Origin of the sequence: Idiomarina aquatica (genome assembly GCF_004362895.1) — a bacterium.
Taxonomy (GTDB): domain Bacteria; phylum Pseudomonadota; class Gammaproteobacteria; order Enterobacterales; family Alteromonadaceae; genus Idiomarina.
The window spans coordinates 1-15488 of the sequence record NZ_SNXI01000021.1 but is presented as its reverse complement, the minus strand read 5'-3'; the positions used below and the strand labels follow the sequence as shown (position 1 = coordinate 15488).

The following is a 15488-nucleotide window of genomic DNA, read 5'->3' as shown; positions in this document are numbered from 1 at the left end:
GTTGAAGACCATGACGAGGGAATGCTCGCAATGGTGGAGACAAGGTTCAGCCATGGGCAACCTCCTTTTGCTCAGTGGTAGCGGGTATGCAGAAGTCCCGCACGTCGATTTTTCCAGTGACGGCGTTGGTGATCAGGGCAGAGCGGTATTCCTGAAGCTTGGTGATTGCGGCCGTAACCGTGCTCACCATTTTGTCAATTCTTGAAGAAATTCTGCCCACCTCACTAACAATTTCGTCTTGCTCCACACGCGGAGGTACCGGCAAAACCATATTTTTCAAAAGATCTGTGCGTAACACTTTCGTACCGTGTGCGGATTCTTCGACAATACTGAGCACCAAGCTCTGTATACCTCGCAAGAGGACCGCTAGATATTCGGGGTTCATCGTTGTTTCCAGAACTTTCATATCCTGGTTTACAGTTACGGGTACTTCATTCACGGCTACAGGGAAGGTGTGCGCAAGAATCATACCCCTGACAACAATAAGAACTTTACCTGGCGGGTAAAGACGAAGCGTTGTTTCGTTGAGCGCGTCTTCAGTAAGCGTGTCGATTGAGCTTGATAGCCGCTCACTTTTCATATCCTTTGGGCTGACCCATGGAATGTCACCTCCCCAATATCTTGGTTCGGATGTTCTTGGAGTAAGCCCCCCGCTCATGGTCATAAGAAATCTAAGTCGCTTCGTTTCCCAGTGCCGCGGAATCTCACCGAGCCAGGCGACGTCAGATTTTTTCATGGGAACAGCATCATTAAGGCCTTTGGTAACGGCCTGACTAATTAAAGAGCCACGCTGCTCAGCCAACTTGTCCAAAAGAGACTGCTTTTTGGCAATCAGTGCATCAATCTGAGCAGTTTTGTGATCAAGGAAGCGAGCAATAGCTATTTGTTCTTCTAATGGTGGAACAGGCAAAGGCAGAATGGACTGGTAGGCTTCACTTAGCGAAGGTACAGCCCCGGGATTTACGTGTTCCCCAAAATCAATTGTGGACAACCAATAGAAAGCCCATTCTGGAATCACTTTTTCTGCGTCGACAACATAGGCAGTCATATTGTTGTCAATGCAGCATGATGCTGTAGTCATGCGCCGGCGATTTAGCAAAAGCGCTGCACCAATCTTTGCATAAACAATTGCTCCCTTCGGAACAATAGTTGCCCGCAATACTTGTGCTGTGTCTTTGCTAACGGTGTGCGGTGAGGCAAGTAAAGTCCGACCATTTTCAGAAAGCCGCAGGTCTCCAACTTTGTAGAAGTAGAGCTCCTCATCTTGCATATTTTGGTATTCGTGTGGAAAGCCGGCTCCGCCGAATAAACGGCCGACTTCTTTGAGGCGCCGCACACACCAGCTCTTGGGCAAGTCTCCAATCCAAGGATATTTTGTTGCTTGATGTTCAAGGTATTTTGGGTAGCTAACCATCAAACTACCTCCGCCAACATACCAAGAATTTCTTTTTCCAACTGACTAATCTCACCAGCGATTTCTTCCAATGGGCGTGGTGGCTCATACACATAGAAATGTCGGTTCAGCGGAATCTCGTAACCAACCTTGGTTTTGCTGTGGTCAATCCAGGCGTCGGGCACATGCGGCAACACCTCAGCGGCCAAATAGGCCTCGCAATGGTCCTTTACCAACGCAAGCAGCTTGTCATGACCGGTTTCGTTGTCGTATTTCAGCGGTAAGGGCAGGCTGATATCGGCGGGCAGAGCCACGTGCTCAGTATCGCGCAACTCCGGATCTGGCTCTGGATTGCCCTTCTTGCCACGGCAAATGTCGGCTTGTGGGTCTCGTTCTGACAGCGCGGCCAGTATTGCCTTCTTGACTGGAGCTCCCACCTTGAGATCGGCTTTTTTCAAAGCTTTATTCAACAAGGCTTCGAATTCATCCCGGTTCCGGTACAAGGTGTCGCCATCCAGTTCTTCGAGCAGGTCCTTGATGGCAGCTTGAGTCTGTTTGCCAGCCTCAATTTCCGCCTGATAGGCCGCTTGGTCCTTACGCTTTTTACTGGTAGCCAGGTTGGCAAAGGCCCGCTGCTCGTCGAGTCGAGCAATTCTCTGAGAGCTGGCCTGGAAATTCAGCCGTAGAGGGCGTTCCACTGTTATTTTCAGATAGCCAAACTCGTGGTTATCAAAGATCTTGCTGACGGTACGGGTTTCGGTTCCGGTCGGTCTTGATGATCCTTTGGTATGTACCGGCGCTACGGAGGTCGCCTCATGCTGATGTTCGGCGTAGAGGCGAACCAGTTCGCGGATATGCTCCTCAGCCAGCTCATTTCGCTTGTTACCCAGGCTTTTGTCCATCTTTTTGTAATGGCGGGTGCCGTCGATTAGCTGCACTTTGCCACGGCGGTGTTCGGGCTTGCGATTACTGACAATCCAGACGTAGGTGTAGATGCCGGTGTTGTAGAACATCTGGTCCGGCAGGGCCACGATGGCATCGAGCAGGTCGTTTTCGATAATCCAGCGTCGAATATTGCTCTCACCACTACCGGCATCACCGGTGAATAACGGGGAGCCGTTGAAAACCACGGCAATCTTCGAGCCGTCACCACCTTCATTAATGCCATCCACCAGTTTCGGCGGGTTGTGCATCTTGGAAATCATGTGTTGCAGGAACAGTAGCGAGCCATCATTGATTCGGGGCAGACCGGCACCGAAGCGCCCGGAAAAGCCCTGGTCGCCGTACTCCTCACGAACGAAATCTTCTTCCGGCTTCCATTCAACCCCAAAAGGCGGGTTAGAAAGCATGTAGTGGAATTTCTTCTCCTGGTGGCCATCGTGAGGTACGAAGCCGTTGTTTTTGTTCTTGGCGTCTTTCACGCCCAGCGTGTCCCCATAGATGAGGTTGTCGATGGGTTCGTCTTTGATCAGAAGGTCTGAGCAACAAATGGCGTAGGATTCCGGATTGTACTCCTGGCCGAACAGCTCGATGTGGGCATCGGGGTTCAATCCTTCATGGGTACCGTCACCGCAAATGTACTTTTCAGCTTCCGAGAGCATGCCACCGGTACCTGCTGTGGGGTCGTAGATACTCCGGTAAATGCCTGGGGCGAAGATGCCTTCTTCATCGGTAAACAACAACTGCACCATCAGCCGGATGACTTCACGGGGAGTAAAGTGGTCCCCGGCCTCTTCGTTGGCCTGTTCATTGAACTTTCTGACCAGCTCTTCGAACAGATAGCCCATCTGTAGGTTGCTGAGGGTCTTGGGTGAGAGGTCAATTTCGTTGCTACAGAACTCTTTGAGAATCAGGAAAAGGCGGTTGGCCTCATCCAGCTTGGCGATTTCCGCCTCGAAATCGAACTTATCAAAGATGTCCCGAGCGCGGGGTGAGAAACCCTGGATGTAGGCAATCATGTTGCCCGCAATGTTCGGCGGATCAGCCAGTAGCTTATCGAAGGTGAAGCCGCTGGTATTGAACAGTTCCTGTTTGCGGCCACTGGTGGCAATGCGTGAAAGCGCTTTTTCCAGTGCAGGGCCGGTTATGCCACGGGCTTCCAGGCGTTCCTTCTCAGCCAGTACCTTTTTCTGGTTTTCCGCCAATACCAGGTCAAAACGACGCAGGACGATCATTGGCAGCATTACCCGCCGGTACTGGGGTGGCCGATAGGGGCCTCGTAGTTTGTTAGCTATGTTCCAGATGAAGCCGACAAGGTTTTGATGATGGTTTTGTTGCATGCTGTTCTCGCTATTTAATAGTTACCGCTGCCTTGCCATGCGTGTCGACATAGCCAGGTGCCAGGACAGCGTTAGCGCAGTGTTCAAGAATGTTGTGGTTACGCAGCCACAGGTGATATTCCTGCTCTGGCAACCGATGATCGGGGCTACAGTCCACGTTCCAATGGCGTAGCAGGTAGCCAGCGCGAGCGGCACGGATGCTGAGCTGTCGAACCGGCTGGTTGTTCTGCCGGGACATATTAAAATCCAGCGCAATAGCCTCCGGGTGGCTGTGACACGGGTGCGGGATGAGCTCTAAGGTCAGTTGCTCGTTCCATTCGGAATCCGACGTTTGATGCTCATGCTCTGCGATATCCGCTTTATCGATGGACTTTTCACAGATATGGGCGCTGGTGATGCGATTGCACACAAAATCTCGGAATGCACCACGTTTTCGGCAGTAGCCGCGCATGTGCCAACGCTGGCCGTTGTTGACGATGCTGTGCGGCACAACCACACGCTCGCTAGCGCCTGAACTGAGGGACTGGTAGGTCATCCGCACAGCCTGTTGTTGGCTTATTGCCCGGCTCACTGTCGCCAGCACATCCTGTGGTGGCGCGATCAGATCTGGTGCATCCTCACAGAAACCAGACTGGCCAGGAGTCACCGATAGCCCGTCGCCAAAGCCGTGAGCCAGGGTTTTCAAGGCGGCATGGGGCTCATGGTGGAACAGAGGCTGATAGTTGTCGGTACGGTAGTAGCGCTTGTTTTCGTGACGGAGGATCAGGTTCTCGTGGGCTAGCTCACGGTAGAGAGTGAAGTCCCGGGTGCTGGAGGCGACTGCGGTGCCGAAGTGCGCCATTAGCTCACTTCGGCCCACTGAGCCGTGGTATTGCAGGCAAAAATCAATGAACGCCAAGCGCTCGCGCTGGGCGTGTGAGTGATTTTCGAGCTTTAAGGCGGCGTTTCCCGGCACGTTCGCACCTTTTTTGACTAAATATGATTAGCCACCTTATTACACAAACCGATATCATGCAATCATTTTGATTTGTCCTATAGAACTTTCACATGTGAAAGTTTTGGCTCCTTTCCAGATGGAAAAATGGGTGCATAAAGCCCGCCGGAAGGGGACGGGCCTGAATGGTTTTTTGTTTAGGATTCTGGGGGCTGAAGGCCATCGAAGTGCGCCTCCAAACTGTCCAACTGCTTCAGGTTTGCTCTGACGAGACGGCGCATGTGAGTGAGGCTTGCATTCATGATACGCACTATCTCAAAACCGGATTCGGTCTCCTCAATGATGGGCCTTTCCCAGTCGTGAGCGCGGTTAAATGCGGGTTTTGAGTACCGGTGTTTCAGGGCTCGGCGGATGTGTTCACTGAAAACCGCATGCCCCTTACCGTTTTTCACTCTTACAAAGGTGTTGTAATACCAATGCATTTCCAAGCTACCGTGCAGCATTCTCACCCGGCAGCCGTGATGGCCAGGGTAGCCTCTCGTTTCCTTGGTTCGATGGGCCTCATTATGTGCCCAAAAATGGTCTGACAGTCGCTGAGCGAGATAGCGTAGGCGCGCTCGCTCCATATCCAGGCTTTTGGATAGCGATTGCAGATACTGTCTGCATTGATCAAGCGCCATTCGGCGCCCCTGGTGATGGTCAAACTCCCCGGCGCGTGCCACCTCATGCCACTTATCGGTGATTTCCTGAATGGTTTTGGGTTTGCTCATTAGCATTCTCCTGTTGGTTGATATTCGAGAGAAATGCTACTGGCAGTAGAGACAAACCCACGGGTCTGTAATTTGCCAATTTGGGCAAAAGTAGCCGTTTACCCCAGATTATCTGGAATTTTTATCGACCTGGCGGCGTGCTTTAAACTTCCGGTTGAGAAATGCTTCCAGCTTCTCAGCATTCAGGTATGTGATGCCGCAGATCGCCAAGATAACGGCGACAAAGCCGAGGAAAGCAATGAGTGTGACGGACATATCGATCATGTGAGTTCTCCTGTTTTCGTTCTTTGATTGCAAATTGCAGCCTATGCTGCATCTGACTGCCTTTGTTCCTTTGCGACAGAGGCAATCAGATGGCGCGAACAACCCAGGATGTCCTGGATTTCACTATAGCTATGGCCGGTGCACAGTAAACTGGCGATGTGTTGTCGCCTCTTCAGATCAGGTTGGCGCCCCTGATACTTACCCTCGCTGCGGGCCTTGTTGATACCCTGGTTCTGGCGTCGACGCCTATCCTCGTAATCTTTGCGGGCCACCGCTGCCAACATGTCGAGCATCATGCTGTTGACAGCCTGCAAGATAGAGTCGGTAAAGCCGGTATCGTCTTTTTTGTCCAGTGCCAACCAACTCGTTGGCAGCTCGGGCGAGACAATCGCCAACCGCTTGGCTGCCAGCTTCTGTTTGAGCGTATCCCAGTCCTGCTGTTTAAGGCGTGCAAGCCGGTCTATCTGTTCTACCAGCACAATGTCACCTTCACCAGATTCGGCAATCAGTCGCATCAGTTCGGGGCGATGCAATGTGGCACCGGAGACGTTCTCGTTATAAAAGGCAGCAATGCGCTGACCGTGTTGCTCGGCAAACTGGATTAGCGATGCTTTGGCCCGCTCGGCATTTTGTTCCTGGGTAGATGCTCTCAAATAGGCGCGTATAAACATTAATGCCTCCTCGGTCTGTTATAAGTGGTTCCGTTTGGCCGGTCTGTTTTAAATGGTTCCTTTTCATGTTGAGCGGCCTGAATAGTTGGTTCCCCTGATGTGTACCCAAAAGGAACCACCTCAAGAGTCGAAAAACTCCCCGAACGGATCATCCTCTCGGAGGATCGGATTGACTCTGAAGTCATCGAACGGATCGCCAGTGCCGTCTTGACTCCTGGTGCCCGAGGTTGTCGTGCTGCTTGGACCGTTTTCTTCCCTACCACCGCCTCGACTAAACGACGCCATCTTTTTATCGAATTCAGGAAACGTCATTTGCCCATCGGGTCCCTTGGCGAAAACCGTCTTGTAAGCATCGACTGCGGCCAGTGCGAAGCTTATGAACAGTGCGACCACCCAGAGCACGAACAATAGATACCATGCGTATAGCGCTGCATCGGCACCCCTAAAGGTGAGCTCCACAACGCCGATCCCGGCGAGCCCCACTGCTACTATTTTTGTTACCCTCACCATGGTTTCAGTCCCCGATAGCTCTTTACTTCAAAGCTATCAGAACCTGAGAAAATGCAAGTTTTGACCGGCGTCAGGCCGCTCTGGCTCGCCCGGCCAGCCATGGCAGTTTCACTTTGTCGTAGACATCGTTCGTCATCGTCTTCAAATCTCCCGCGTCCAGGCGTGGAACCAGCCACGCACTGCCTTGGTATCGAACTCTGGGGTAGCTGGATGGCTGGAATACACCGTGAGGGAGGTCGTCCTCATCGCCCAGCCAATGCCTGAGCCGCAGATCAATACACCAGCCCTGTTCGAGCTCGATCCAGCAATGGGGAGCGGTGGCCATTCGGCTCAGTCGGTCCTCTGCGTATCCAATACGACATTGATGGAAGATGCCTTGCTCACTCAGAGCATTGCTGATCACAGAGGTCATGCAGTTGCTATCGATTTTGGCGTCTTCAAGCGGCAACAGCACGAACTCAAGTTCATCATGCCAGTCACTCATGATCTGGCTCCTTGAACATCAGTCGCTGGCCCTGCTCGTAAAGCTGCGGGTACGGCAGCGGTTCGCCATCCTGGACGACAGTGCCGGGAGGAAAATACATCACCATCCAGGATGGTAAGGCACCACTGACCGTGCGGTAGAACTCGTCGTCAGGGAGGCTGAGTTGTTATCGTTCGCATTAAACTTAGCTCTGATCTGCCATAACCAGAGGTATGTGAGGAGTGAAAAAGACTTTAGAAAAGCAGTTTACGGTAAACAACCTTACAATTTAATAGAACGTAACTCCCAATTAGAAGGTATTACTCCAAGTTAAACCGAAAAAATCGAGGCCATCATTAGGACTATCAATGTCTGCATTTGAATAGTGCACGTATGCCAGCGTTAATCGTGCATTTGAATAAGCCGAATACTGCCAACTTAACCCAATGCGGTCTTCAAACTGAAAACGCGTGGATAAACGTCGGTCGCCCAAGCGCGTGCCATCCAGATAACTGCCGCCAATACCGGCTTCCACATACAGCGGACGAGGCCCATCGGTAAGCTGCCATGCCAACACTGGGCTAATCGTCAACGCAAAAACATTATCTGAACGGTCATTGGAGTTTTGCCAATTGTTTAACGCACCTTCAATATGCAGCTTTGGATCTCCCAACCACGTCCAATCCTCCAATATTGACAGCCGGATATCAGTAACCCGGTACCCAACGCGTGCACCACGCAACTGATCCGTTGAGTACGAACCCGCCATATGCCACTCGTCCGCCTGTGCTGATGCTGAATTCATCAACCCCAAAAAACCAAAGACCATAGCCACAATTAATGCCAAAAATCCTTTGCTCATGCACCCTCCACTTTGCCTACAATCCGGCAGAGCATTCCAAACCAGAAATGAAATTATATATACATACGTGAATGTATGTAAATAGATCGGCAGCAACTACAACACGGTCTTCAACTCAAAATTGCCTGTGGGACTCCGTTTGACTCTTTGAAAGAAGCCAAAACGAGAGAATATAATAGCTTCTTGTCTAACTACCTATCAGAAGGTAGAATAATCATCAAATGGTTATTAATCAATAAAGGTGTTCAAATGAAAATTTATGAAACCACAGGGTTTCCGAACCCACTTCGCGTTCGCATCGCCCTTGCGGAAAAAGGTGCCACCAACAAAGTGATATTTGTCCCAGTAGATGTAATGGGTGGTGAACACAGAACCAGTGCTTTCAAGGCAAAAAACCCTGATGCCACCGTACCATTATTAGAGCTGGACGATGGCACCTGCATTGCGCATTGTAATGCTATAACCGAATACTTGGACGGTATCTTTGACGGACCATCCCTTACAGGCACGTCATCTAAAGAGCGTGCAGTTATCGCGATGATGAATATTCGTGCTGAATCCGGATTGATGAATGCGGTGGGCGCGTATTTTCACCACGCAACTCAGGGCCTAGGGCCCGATCTTGAGACATGGCAATGTCCTGACTGGGGTAGTAAGCAGAAAGAGGTCGCCCAGTTGACCATGACCTATCTCGACGGAGTACTCACAGAAAGTGACTTTGTCGCAGGTAATCGTTTCACGGTAGCGGATATCACAGCTTATGCTGGACTAGCATTTGCGGAGTTTGCCAAGGTTGAAATTCCCGAGAACCTACGCGCTCTTAGGGCCTGGCGTGACCGGGTAGCGGCCCGACCGTCGATTAATGGCTGATATTTGTATCTTATGGCTTGTCAGACAAATTAACAAAAGGACACAGCATGGAAATAAATGCAGATTTCACAAAATCCGTAGTTATTGATACCGACCAGCTGCTATGGCGTCCTTCGCCAGTGAAGGGGGTCGAGCGTAGAATGTTGGATCGCATCGGTGACGAGGTGGCTCGTGCCACCAGTATTGTGCGTTATGCGCCAGGCAGCCAGTTCTCTGCGCATACTCACGATGGTGGCGAGGAATTCATCGTACTTGACGGGGTGTTTCAGGACGAGCACGGGGATTATCCCACGGGAACCTATGTGCGGAATCCTCCGACGACATCTCATGTGCCCGGCTCTGCCGAGGGCTGTACAATTTTTGTCAAGCTCTGGCAGTTCGATCCTGAGGATCGAAATCAATTCAAAAAAAACATGGAAGCGGAACTGAATGCGTCAGTGGAGGGGGTTGCCACCTCGCTCCTACATGAGGACGGGCGAGAAGCGGTGACATTCCACAAGCTTGACTCCGGCGCTACTTTGAATTCTAACGCAGTCGGCGGGATTGAGATGCTAATACTGGACGGCGAAGTCATGATAAACGATGATATATTGAGTAAGAATGCTTGGCTGCGCCTACCCGAGGGAGAAGCGTTGTCAGCAAAAGCTGGGGGCCTTGGGGCGAAAATCTGGATGAAGACTGGGCACCTTCGGTTTGTCAGGGCCCCCGAGGTGTAATTGACCGGGGCCTAAACACTAACTACATCAACCATTAGATATTTATGAACCGTGATACAAGAACAACCCTGCTTGACATCGCAGAGTACAACGCTCGGTCAAGGAGCTTTGATGGGTTTAGCTATGCCGATCTTGCTGTAGCCGTTGGCATTAGAAAGGCTTCCATTCATTATCATTTTCCGACTAAGGCGGATCTATCCGATCATCTGATCGCTCGGTATCACACCAGTTTGAAAGAACGCCTAGCTGAAATAGAGAACGACCATCTTAGCGCTGACGAACGTCTGATGGCTCTCATCAGATTATACCGAGAGGCACTGAATGGAGGCCAAACTGTCTGCCTTTGCGTTGCGTTTTCAATATGCCGAGAACGCATTTCCGAAAAGGTTGTGATACGGGTTGGTGCGGTTCGAGCAATGCTGCTGAAATGGATTAAAAGCAATTTTGAACTGGGTCTGAAAGACAGGTCCATTTCGCTCATTACTGCTCCCGAAGAAGAAGCCTGTGCGACATTAGCAATGTTGGAAGGAGCTCACCTAGCGGCTCGCACAGCACAAGACACGGCGCCGTTTGATGCTGCAATACAAATGTTGCTGGGTAGATGCCGACAAAGTGCTCGGAAAGAATAATTGATTGACATCTGAGTTCTAATGAAAAGACCCGACAATAAGTCGGGACATTAACCTGTTATAAAGAGGTGTAACATGACCACTGATAAAATACCGAACTTCGAACAAAATCATATACGCTACAGAGCTCTCGGAAACTCCGGATTGATGGTCTCTGAACTCTGTCTTGGAACCATGACCTTTGGTGGTGACGAAGATATTTGGGGTCTAATTGGGCAACTGCGGCAGGAGCAAGCTGACGAGCTTGTAAGAATAGCCCTGCAGGCCGGCATCAACTTCATCGATACGGCTAACATTTATGGTCTCGGCGCTAGTGAGCTTATCGTCGGGCAATCCTTGAAAAACCTCGGTGTTCGCCGAGAGGATGTCGTTTTGGCGACCAAGGTGCTCGGCCCTATGGGCGAGGGGCCCAATGCCCGTGGAGCGTCCCGTGGCCACATCATGAACGAGTGCAAGGCAAGCCTAAGTCGTTTGCAAACTGACTATATCGACTTATACCAGATCCATGGCTTTGATCCGGCCACTCCAATCGAAGAAACGCTGGAGGCACTCAACACCCTGGTACAACAGGGGTATGTGCGTTATGTAGGCTTGTCCAACTGGGCCGCTTGGCAGGTCATGAAGGCCATCGGTATTAGCCAGGCCCGAAATCTGTGCCCAGTGACTTCGCTGCAGGCCTACTATACCCTAGTTGGCCGCGAGCTGGAGCGGGAAGTTATCCCCATGCTATCGTCGGAAAAGGTAGGGTTGATGGTGTGGAGTCCACTAGCCGGTGGTTATCTTTCCGGCAAATACGAGGGTCCTGACGTGTCCGAGGAGAACCGTCGTGCCAAATTCGATTTTCCTCCAGTTAACCGTGAACGGGGCAGAGACATTATAAAAGTAATGCGTGAGGTGGCCGACGGAAAGCAGATTGACGGAGAACCGGTCAGTGTGGCTCAAATTGCACTAGCCTGGTTACTTCACCAAGAGTCTGTCTCCAGTATTATCGTTGGTGCCAAGCGACCAGAGCAGCTGAAAGCCAATATCCGGGCAGCACAGATCCGATTCTCTGATGACGAGCGTAAAGCTCTGGACGAGGTGAGTCGTATACCGGAGGAGTACCCGGGCTGGATGATGGAAATGATGGCCGGGTACCGAAATTCTTCTAAGTTCTGAATTCGATGGTGATCCTCTGCACACAATTCTCTGCGCCCTAGCGGCGCAGCCGTTCAATGATGAAATCGTTAGCGACTAGAATTCGCTGTGTTCAGGACTGAAGCCCTTATGAGTCATGAAGTTCTTCTTGTTCGGCGGCGATTGTCGGGAGTAACAACTGAACTTGACCGCTAGCGATCGGTTTGCTTTCTTCGCCCTGCCAACAGGTCACGCTAACTAAGCTGGACCGCCTGCCTTGCCGAACAATTTCTGCGCGCGCGAAAGTCGATCGGGCCTTAGCGGAACGAAGATAGTTTATGTGGCTGTCGATGATACGTGGGCAACGTTTTTCTGTATCCCGGCTTTGAGCAGCCACCCGCGCGGTGAGCTCAATCAGGGCTCCAACTACACCGCCATGGAGGGCTGGTAGCATGAAGTTGCCAATCAGCGTTTCATTACACGGCAAGTAAACCAATACAACTGCATCACCGCACTGTACCTGAAGTCCAAGGTGCTGTGCGTAGGGAATACGCTCCAACAGAGCTTTCCAGTCAGCACATTTCTCCCTACTTTCTGCAGCGCGCGATCTTTGTTGTGCCAAATCATCTGTCTTACTCATACGCTGTTCTTCTTTAATCCATCTGAGTGGAATTGCTGTCCATGAGTGTTTCTCATGAAGGTGGCCTTTGCCGTAGCTAACAACTCGCTATCAGCCTCGCAGAAAATATCGCAATCAATGAACGCGATCTGGTCTGTTAAATGACGACAGGTAGCCACAGCCAACAGGGACAGGCCGCCATTGGCAGGACGCAAATAATCCATGCGCAGATCCAGCGTAGCAATGGGCATCAACTCCCTTACCCGTGCAATTACGGCCAAGCCTCCGGCGGAGTCTGCCAGCGAATAAAGTATGCTGGTGCAGATTTCTTTTGTATCTTCTTGCGCGAACATCCATGACTGCGGAGTTATACGCAGACGGACTTGCCCTCGGTCTACCGAAATAACCTGTATGCCAAGATCCCTAACGTGAGGAACCTGTTCGGTGAACTGACACGCCTTCGTCACAGCGTCGCTACACCGACTTTCTTCAAGCTCGTTCATCAGATCTTCTGTCCAGCCCGACATACATTTCCCGCAGCTACACAAGCTATGGGAGCTTGTGGATATTCATAAATCATTGTCAAGGCCTTCTTTTGTGGATAACGTTGTTTCAAGATTTTGGTTGATTAACCGACTAAAAGTCAACACTTTGTTAAGCTAAAGGAAATGGTATCGGTCTACTCGCTCAACACCATTGCAACGAGCCTGTTGATAGCTGCTCTAATGGTCTTTAAACAAGCATGTTCAGGAGGTGTTTAATCCTGTGTTTATAGACAGATTGCCCCTGCAAGCGAGCAGTAAAATGGAGCGAGCCCTCGATCAGTCAGCACAGCCAACCCAGCGCGAACGCGGTCGCTATTAAGACAGCGACAACTCATAGCCTATCGGCGCTTGCCAAACGCTGAGATATATTTGGAAGTCTAATTTGTGACGTAAGCTCGATAAAAATACCTACTAAAAACTTTTATTGACATTCGATATTGGCTATTTATAATTATGGACTGACTGGTCAGTCCATATCAAAGGGAGGCATAAATTGGATAGGCTCGAAAAGAAAAAACGCACACATAAAACGGTTGAAGAACGCCAATCCGAGATTCTGAGGGCAGCCTCACAAATTTTTTCGCAGCACGGCTACAAGTTGACTGACATACAAACAATTGCAGAAACAGCCGGTGTTGGTAAAGGCACGGTATATCGCTGCTTCTCAAGTAAGGAAACGTTATTCAGAGCCACTATTGATCATCATTTAAATGCACTGGCTCAACATGGAGAATGGGCACTAGATAGTGCCGACGACCCACTGGAAAAAGTAAAAGCAGTAATGCTGGCGTATCTCCATTTTTTTGAAGATAACCCAGAAGTTATTGAACTGTTTGCTCAAGAGCGGGCTGAATTCCGAGACCAAGCGGAATCTGCGTACTTAAGTCTTATGAAAAAGAATCACGAAAAGTGGTTGGAGTTGTTTCACGAAGTAGCGGATCGCTATGAATGCAGGAACATTGAAGTAGAGGAGCTAATGAATATTTGCTCATACATGATGCACGGAGCGGCAATGATGCCCAAGCCATTACCGCAACAGCGATCTGTTGAACAAAGGGTTGCAACTCTATTTCAAGTATATACACAAGGCATCTTGCTGCATCCACTGAATGACATCGTGGTTCGATAAGCATAATGAGAAAATGGAGTACATAAATGAAAGCATTACTTACACAACGGAGCTTAGCATGGCCAGCCACTGTACTGCTTTGTTTAAGCTTATTAACCGCATGTAGCGGAGAGCCAGGTGAGCAGAATAAAGAACGGCCGCCGGTTCCGGTAACCATAACTACCGTTAAAGCTGAAAACATTAAACATTTCGGTCACTTTGCTGCACGTTTGCGTGGGGCGCGTGAAGTGGACGTTCGTGCCCAAGTTTCCGGTATTCTGATGGAACGCCGATTTATTGAAGGAGATGCAGTTGAGCAAGGGCAAGCTCTATTCCAGATCGACCCTGAACCCTATCAAATTCTGGTGGATTCCGCACGCGCAGACCTAGTCGATGCTACCGCAGCGAATAAACAAGCACAAAGCGAATGGCAACGCATTCAAGAACTTTACGATCAAGACGCAACCAGTCGTCGCGAATATGAGCAAGCCGAAAGTAATAGTAAGGCTGCCGCTGCGCGGGTTACGCAAGCACAGTCATCCTTGGCCGACGCAGAACGCAATTTGCGCTATACGCAAGTCAAAGCACCAGTAGCTGGAATGTCAGGTATTGAATCACTATCTGAGGGTAATTTAGTCGATGAAGGGACGATTTTAACTCGCATTACACAAGTCGATCCGATAGACGCTCATTTCTCATTACCGGAAGCGGATGCGACAACCCGCCGCTGGCGGATGCATCAAGCCCCAGAAATCGATGCTTACCAAAAAGCTTGGCTCATAATGCCAGATGGACGCGAATACGAGCAATCAGGCAAAATTAATTTTGTAGCAAACCGAGTTAACGAAGAATCGGCAAGTGTTGTCATGCGCGCTGAATTTATTAACCCAGATAATTTGTTAATGCCTGGTCAGTTAGTTCGTGTTCGGGTGCTATTAGAACATTACGACGAAGCATTTTTAATTGATCCTGCCTCAGTCAGTCAGGGTCCTGACGGGCCATTCGTGTATATTATCAATGATGCCAAGGCAGATCAGCGACAGGTTGAGTTAGGCCCGGAAATTGATGGCCAACAAGTGATTACTAATGGATTGCATGAAGGTGAGCAACTTGTAATAAACGGACATGTAGCTCTGTCGGACGGGGCAACTGTTGACCCAACTAATGCAGATGAGCAGGAGTAATCTATGTTTAGATTTTTTATTGACCGTCCGCTTTTTTCCTCAGTGATTTCCATCTTTATTGTACTAATTGGCATCGTAGCGCTGCGGGCGTTACCGATTGAACAATACCCGAATGTTGTGCCGCCACAAGTAGTCGTAAGTGCTACTTATCCGGGAGCTAGCGCAGATGTAATTGCTGAGTCTGTAGCAGCGCCGTTGGAGCAAGAGATAAACGGTGTTGATGACATGATTTACATGGAATCAACCAGTACCGATTCAGGCATGCTCCAAATAACGGTTTCGTTTGCCATGGGCACCGACCCCGATCAAGCAGAAATCAATATTAACAATAGAGTGCAAGCGGCTATTTCGACGCTACCGCAAATTGTTCGCGATTTGGGTGTGCAAGTGCAATCTCAGTCCACCAATATTTTGATGGTTCCAGTCCTTTTTTCTCCTGATGCCAGTAAGGGAACATTGGGGCCTTGTTGAATAAATAGGGAACTTTCCCGGTTAGCGTTGATCAGATCACCGAACCCACGCTGATACTGGACACTGCAATGAGCAAAGCAAAGT

At 50.1% G+C, this 15488-nt stretch carries 18 protein-coding genes; 7 read left to right on the top strand and 11 right to left on the bottom strand.

Translation table 11 applies throughout. From position 1 onward, the window contains the following. Positions 1-46: 46 nt before the first annotated feature. From DEU29_RS12055 to DEU29_RS12020, 9 genes are all read right to left on the bottom strand, one after another. Positions 47-1414 (bottom strand): restriction endonuclease subunit S, encoded by a 1368-nt coding sequence (locus DEU29_RS12055; RefSeq protein WP_243734595.1) that lies wholly within the window; start codon positions 1412-1414, stop codon positions 47-49. Further along, entirely contained in the window at positions 1414-3672 is a 2259-nt protein-coding gene (locus tag DEU29_RS12050) for a type I restriction-modification system subunit M (protein ID WP_133540604.1), read from the bottom strand. Before DEU29_RS12050 ends, DEU29_RS12055 begins: the two co-directional genes overlap by 1 nt. Positions 3673-3682: 10 nt before the next feature. Next, complete coding sequence (locus DEU29_RS12045) at positions 3683-4627, bottom strand: helix-turn-helix transcriptional regulator (protein ID WP_133540603.1); 945 nt, start codon at positions 4625-4627, stop codon at positions 3683-3685. A 176-nt stretch (positions 4628-4803) separates the two neighbouring features. Next, entirely contained in the window at positions 4804-5376 is a 573-nt protein-coding gene (gene mobI / locus DEU29_RS12040; protein ID WP_133540602.1) for a conjugative transfer protein MobI(A/C), read from the bottom strand. A gap of 108 nt (positions 5377-5484) precedes the next feature. Then, on the bottom strand, positions 5485-5640 hold the full coding sequence (locus DEU29_RS14015; RefSeq protein ID WP_166635918.1) for a hypothetical protein: 156 nt from the start codon (positions 5638-5640) through the stop codon (positions 5485-5487). Positions 5641-5681: 41 nt separating this feature from the next. Continuing rightward, positions 5682-6311, bottom strand: coding sequence for a recombinase family protein (locus DEU29_RS12035; RefSeq protein WP_133540601.1), 630 nt, complete (start codon positions 6309-6311; stop codon positions 5682-5684). 120 nt (positions 6312-6431) lie between these two features. Further along, positions 6432-6821, bottom strand: a complete 390-nt coding sequence (locus tag DEU29_RS12030) for a hypothetical protein (protein ID WP_133540600.1) — start codon at positions 6819-6821, stop codon at positions 6432-6434. A gap of 70 nt (positions 6822-6891) precedes the next feature. Then, positions 6892-7305 (bottom strand): hypothetical protein, encoded by a 414-nt coding sequence (locus DEU29_RS12025; protein ID WP_133540599.1) that lies wholly within the window; start codon positions 7303-7305, stop codon positions 6892-6894. 289 nt (positions 7306-7594) lie between these two features. Next, on the bottom strand, positions 7595-8146 hold the full coding sequence (locus DEU29_RS12020) for an acyloxyacyl hydrolase (protein WP_133540598.1): 552 nt from the start codon (positions 8144-8146) through the stop codon (positions 7595-7597). 249 nt (positions 8147-8395) lie between these two features. On the opposite strand from DEU29_RS12020, the gene DEU29_RS12015 reads away from it, so the two are divergent. From DEU29_RS12015 to DEU29_RS12000, 4 genes are all read left to right on the top strand, one after another. After that, positions 8396-9016 carry a glutathione S-transferase family protein gene (locus tag DEU29_RS12015; protein WP_007103157.1) on the top strand — a complete coding sequence of 207 codons (621 nt, stop codon included), beginning with the start codon at positions 8396-8398 and terminating at the stop codon, positions 9014-9016. A gap of 47 nt (positions 9017-9063) precedes the next feature. After that, a complete protein-coding gene (locus DEU29_RS12010; RefSeq protein ID WP_007103158.1) occupies positions 9064-9732 on the top strand; it encodes a cupin domain-containing protein in 669 nt (222 codons plus the stop codon). A 44-nt stretch (positions 9733-9776) separates the two neighbouring features. Continuing rightward, the gene (locus tag DEU29_RS12005) at positions 9777-10361 is read left to right on the top strand and encodes a TetR/AcrR family transcriptional regulator (protein ID WP_133540597.1); all 585 of its coding nucleotides are present in this window, start codon (positions 9777-9779) and stop codon (positions 10359-10361) included. A 75-nt stretch (positions 10362-10436) separates the two neighbouring features. Continuing rightward, entirely contained in the window at positions 10437-11519 is a 1083-nt protein-coding gene (locus DEU29_RS12000; protein ID WP_007103160.1) for an aldo/keto reductase, read from the top strand. Positions 11520-11625: 106 nt separating this feature from the next. Here the strand turns inward: DEU29_RS12000 and DEU29_RS11995 are convergent, their stop codons facing one another. Both DEU29_RS11995 and DEU29_RS11990 read right to left on the bottom strand, forming a co-directional pair. Then, positions 11626-12117 (bottom strand): PaaI family thioesterase, encoded by a 492-nt coding sequence (locus tag DEU29_RS11995; RefSeq protein ID WP_133540596.1) that lies wholly within the window; start codon positions 12115-12117, stop codon positions 11626-11628. Continuing rightward, positions 12114-12623 (bottom strand): PaaI family thioesterase, encoded by a 510-nt coding sequence (locus DEU29_RS11990; protein WP_243734592.1) that lies wholly within the window; start codon positions 12621-12623, stop codon positions 12114-12116. Before DEU29_RS11990 ends, DEU29_RS11995 begins: the two co-directional genes overlap by 4 nt. Before the next feature lie 511 nt (positions 12624-13134). Between DEU29_RS11990 and DEU29_RS11985 the strand changes: the two genes are divergently transcribed. The 3 genes from DEU29_RS11985 to DEU29_RS11975 are packed head-to-tail and all read left to right on the top strand — an operon-like array spanning position 13135 to position 15404. Continuing rightward, the gene (locus tag DEU29_RS11985) at positions 13135-13770 is read left to right on the top strand and encodes a TetR/AcrR family transcriptional regulator (protein ID WP_166635917.1); all 636 of its coding nucleotides are present in this window, start codon (positions 13135-13137) and stop codon (positions 13768-13770) included. Between the two features lie 26 nt (positions 13771-13796). Next, a complete protein-coding gene (locus tag DEU29_RS11980; RefSeq protein WP_133540594.1) occupies positions 13797-14933 on the top strand; it encodes an efflux RND transporter periplasmic adaptor subunit in 1137 nt (378 codons plus the stop codon). A 3-nt stretch (positions 14934-14936) separates the two neighbouring features. Continuing rightward, positions 14937-15404, top strand: a complete 468-nt coding sequence (locus DEU29_RS11975) for an efflux RND transporter permease subunit (protein WP_279513252.1) — start codon at positions 14937-14939, stop codon at positions 15402-15404. The last annotated feature ends 84 nt before the right edge of the window (positions 15405-15488 follow it).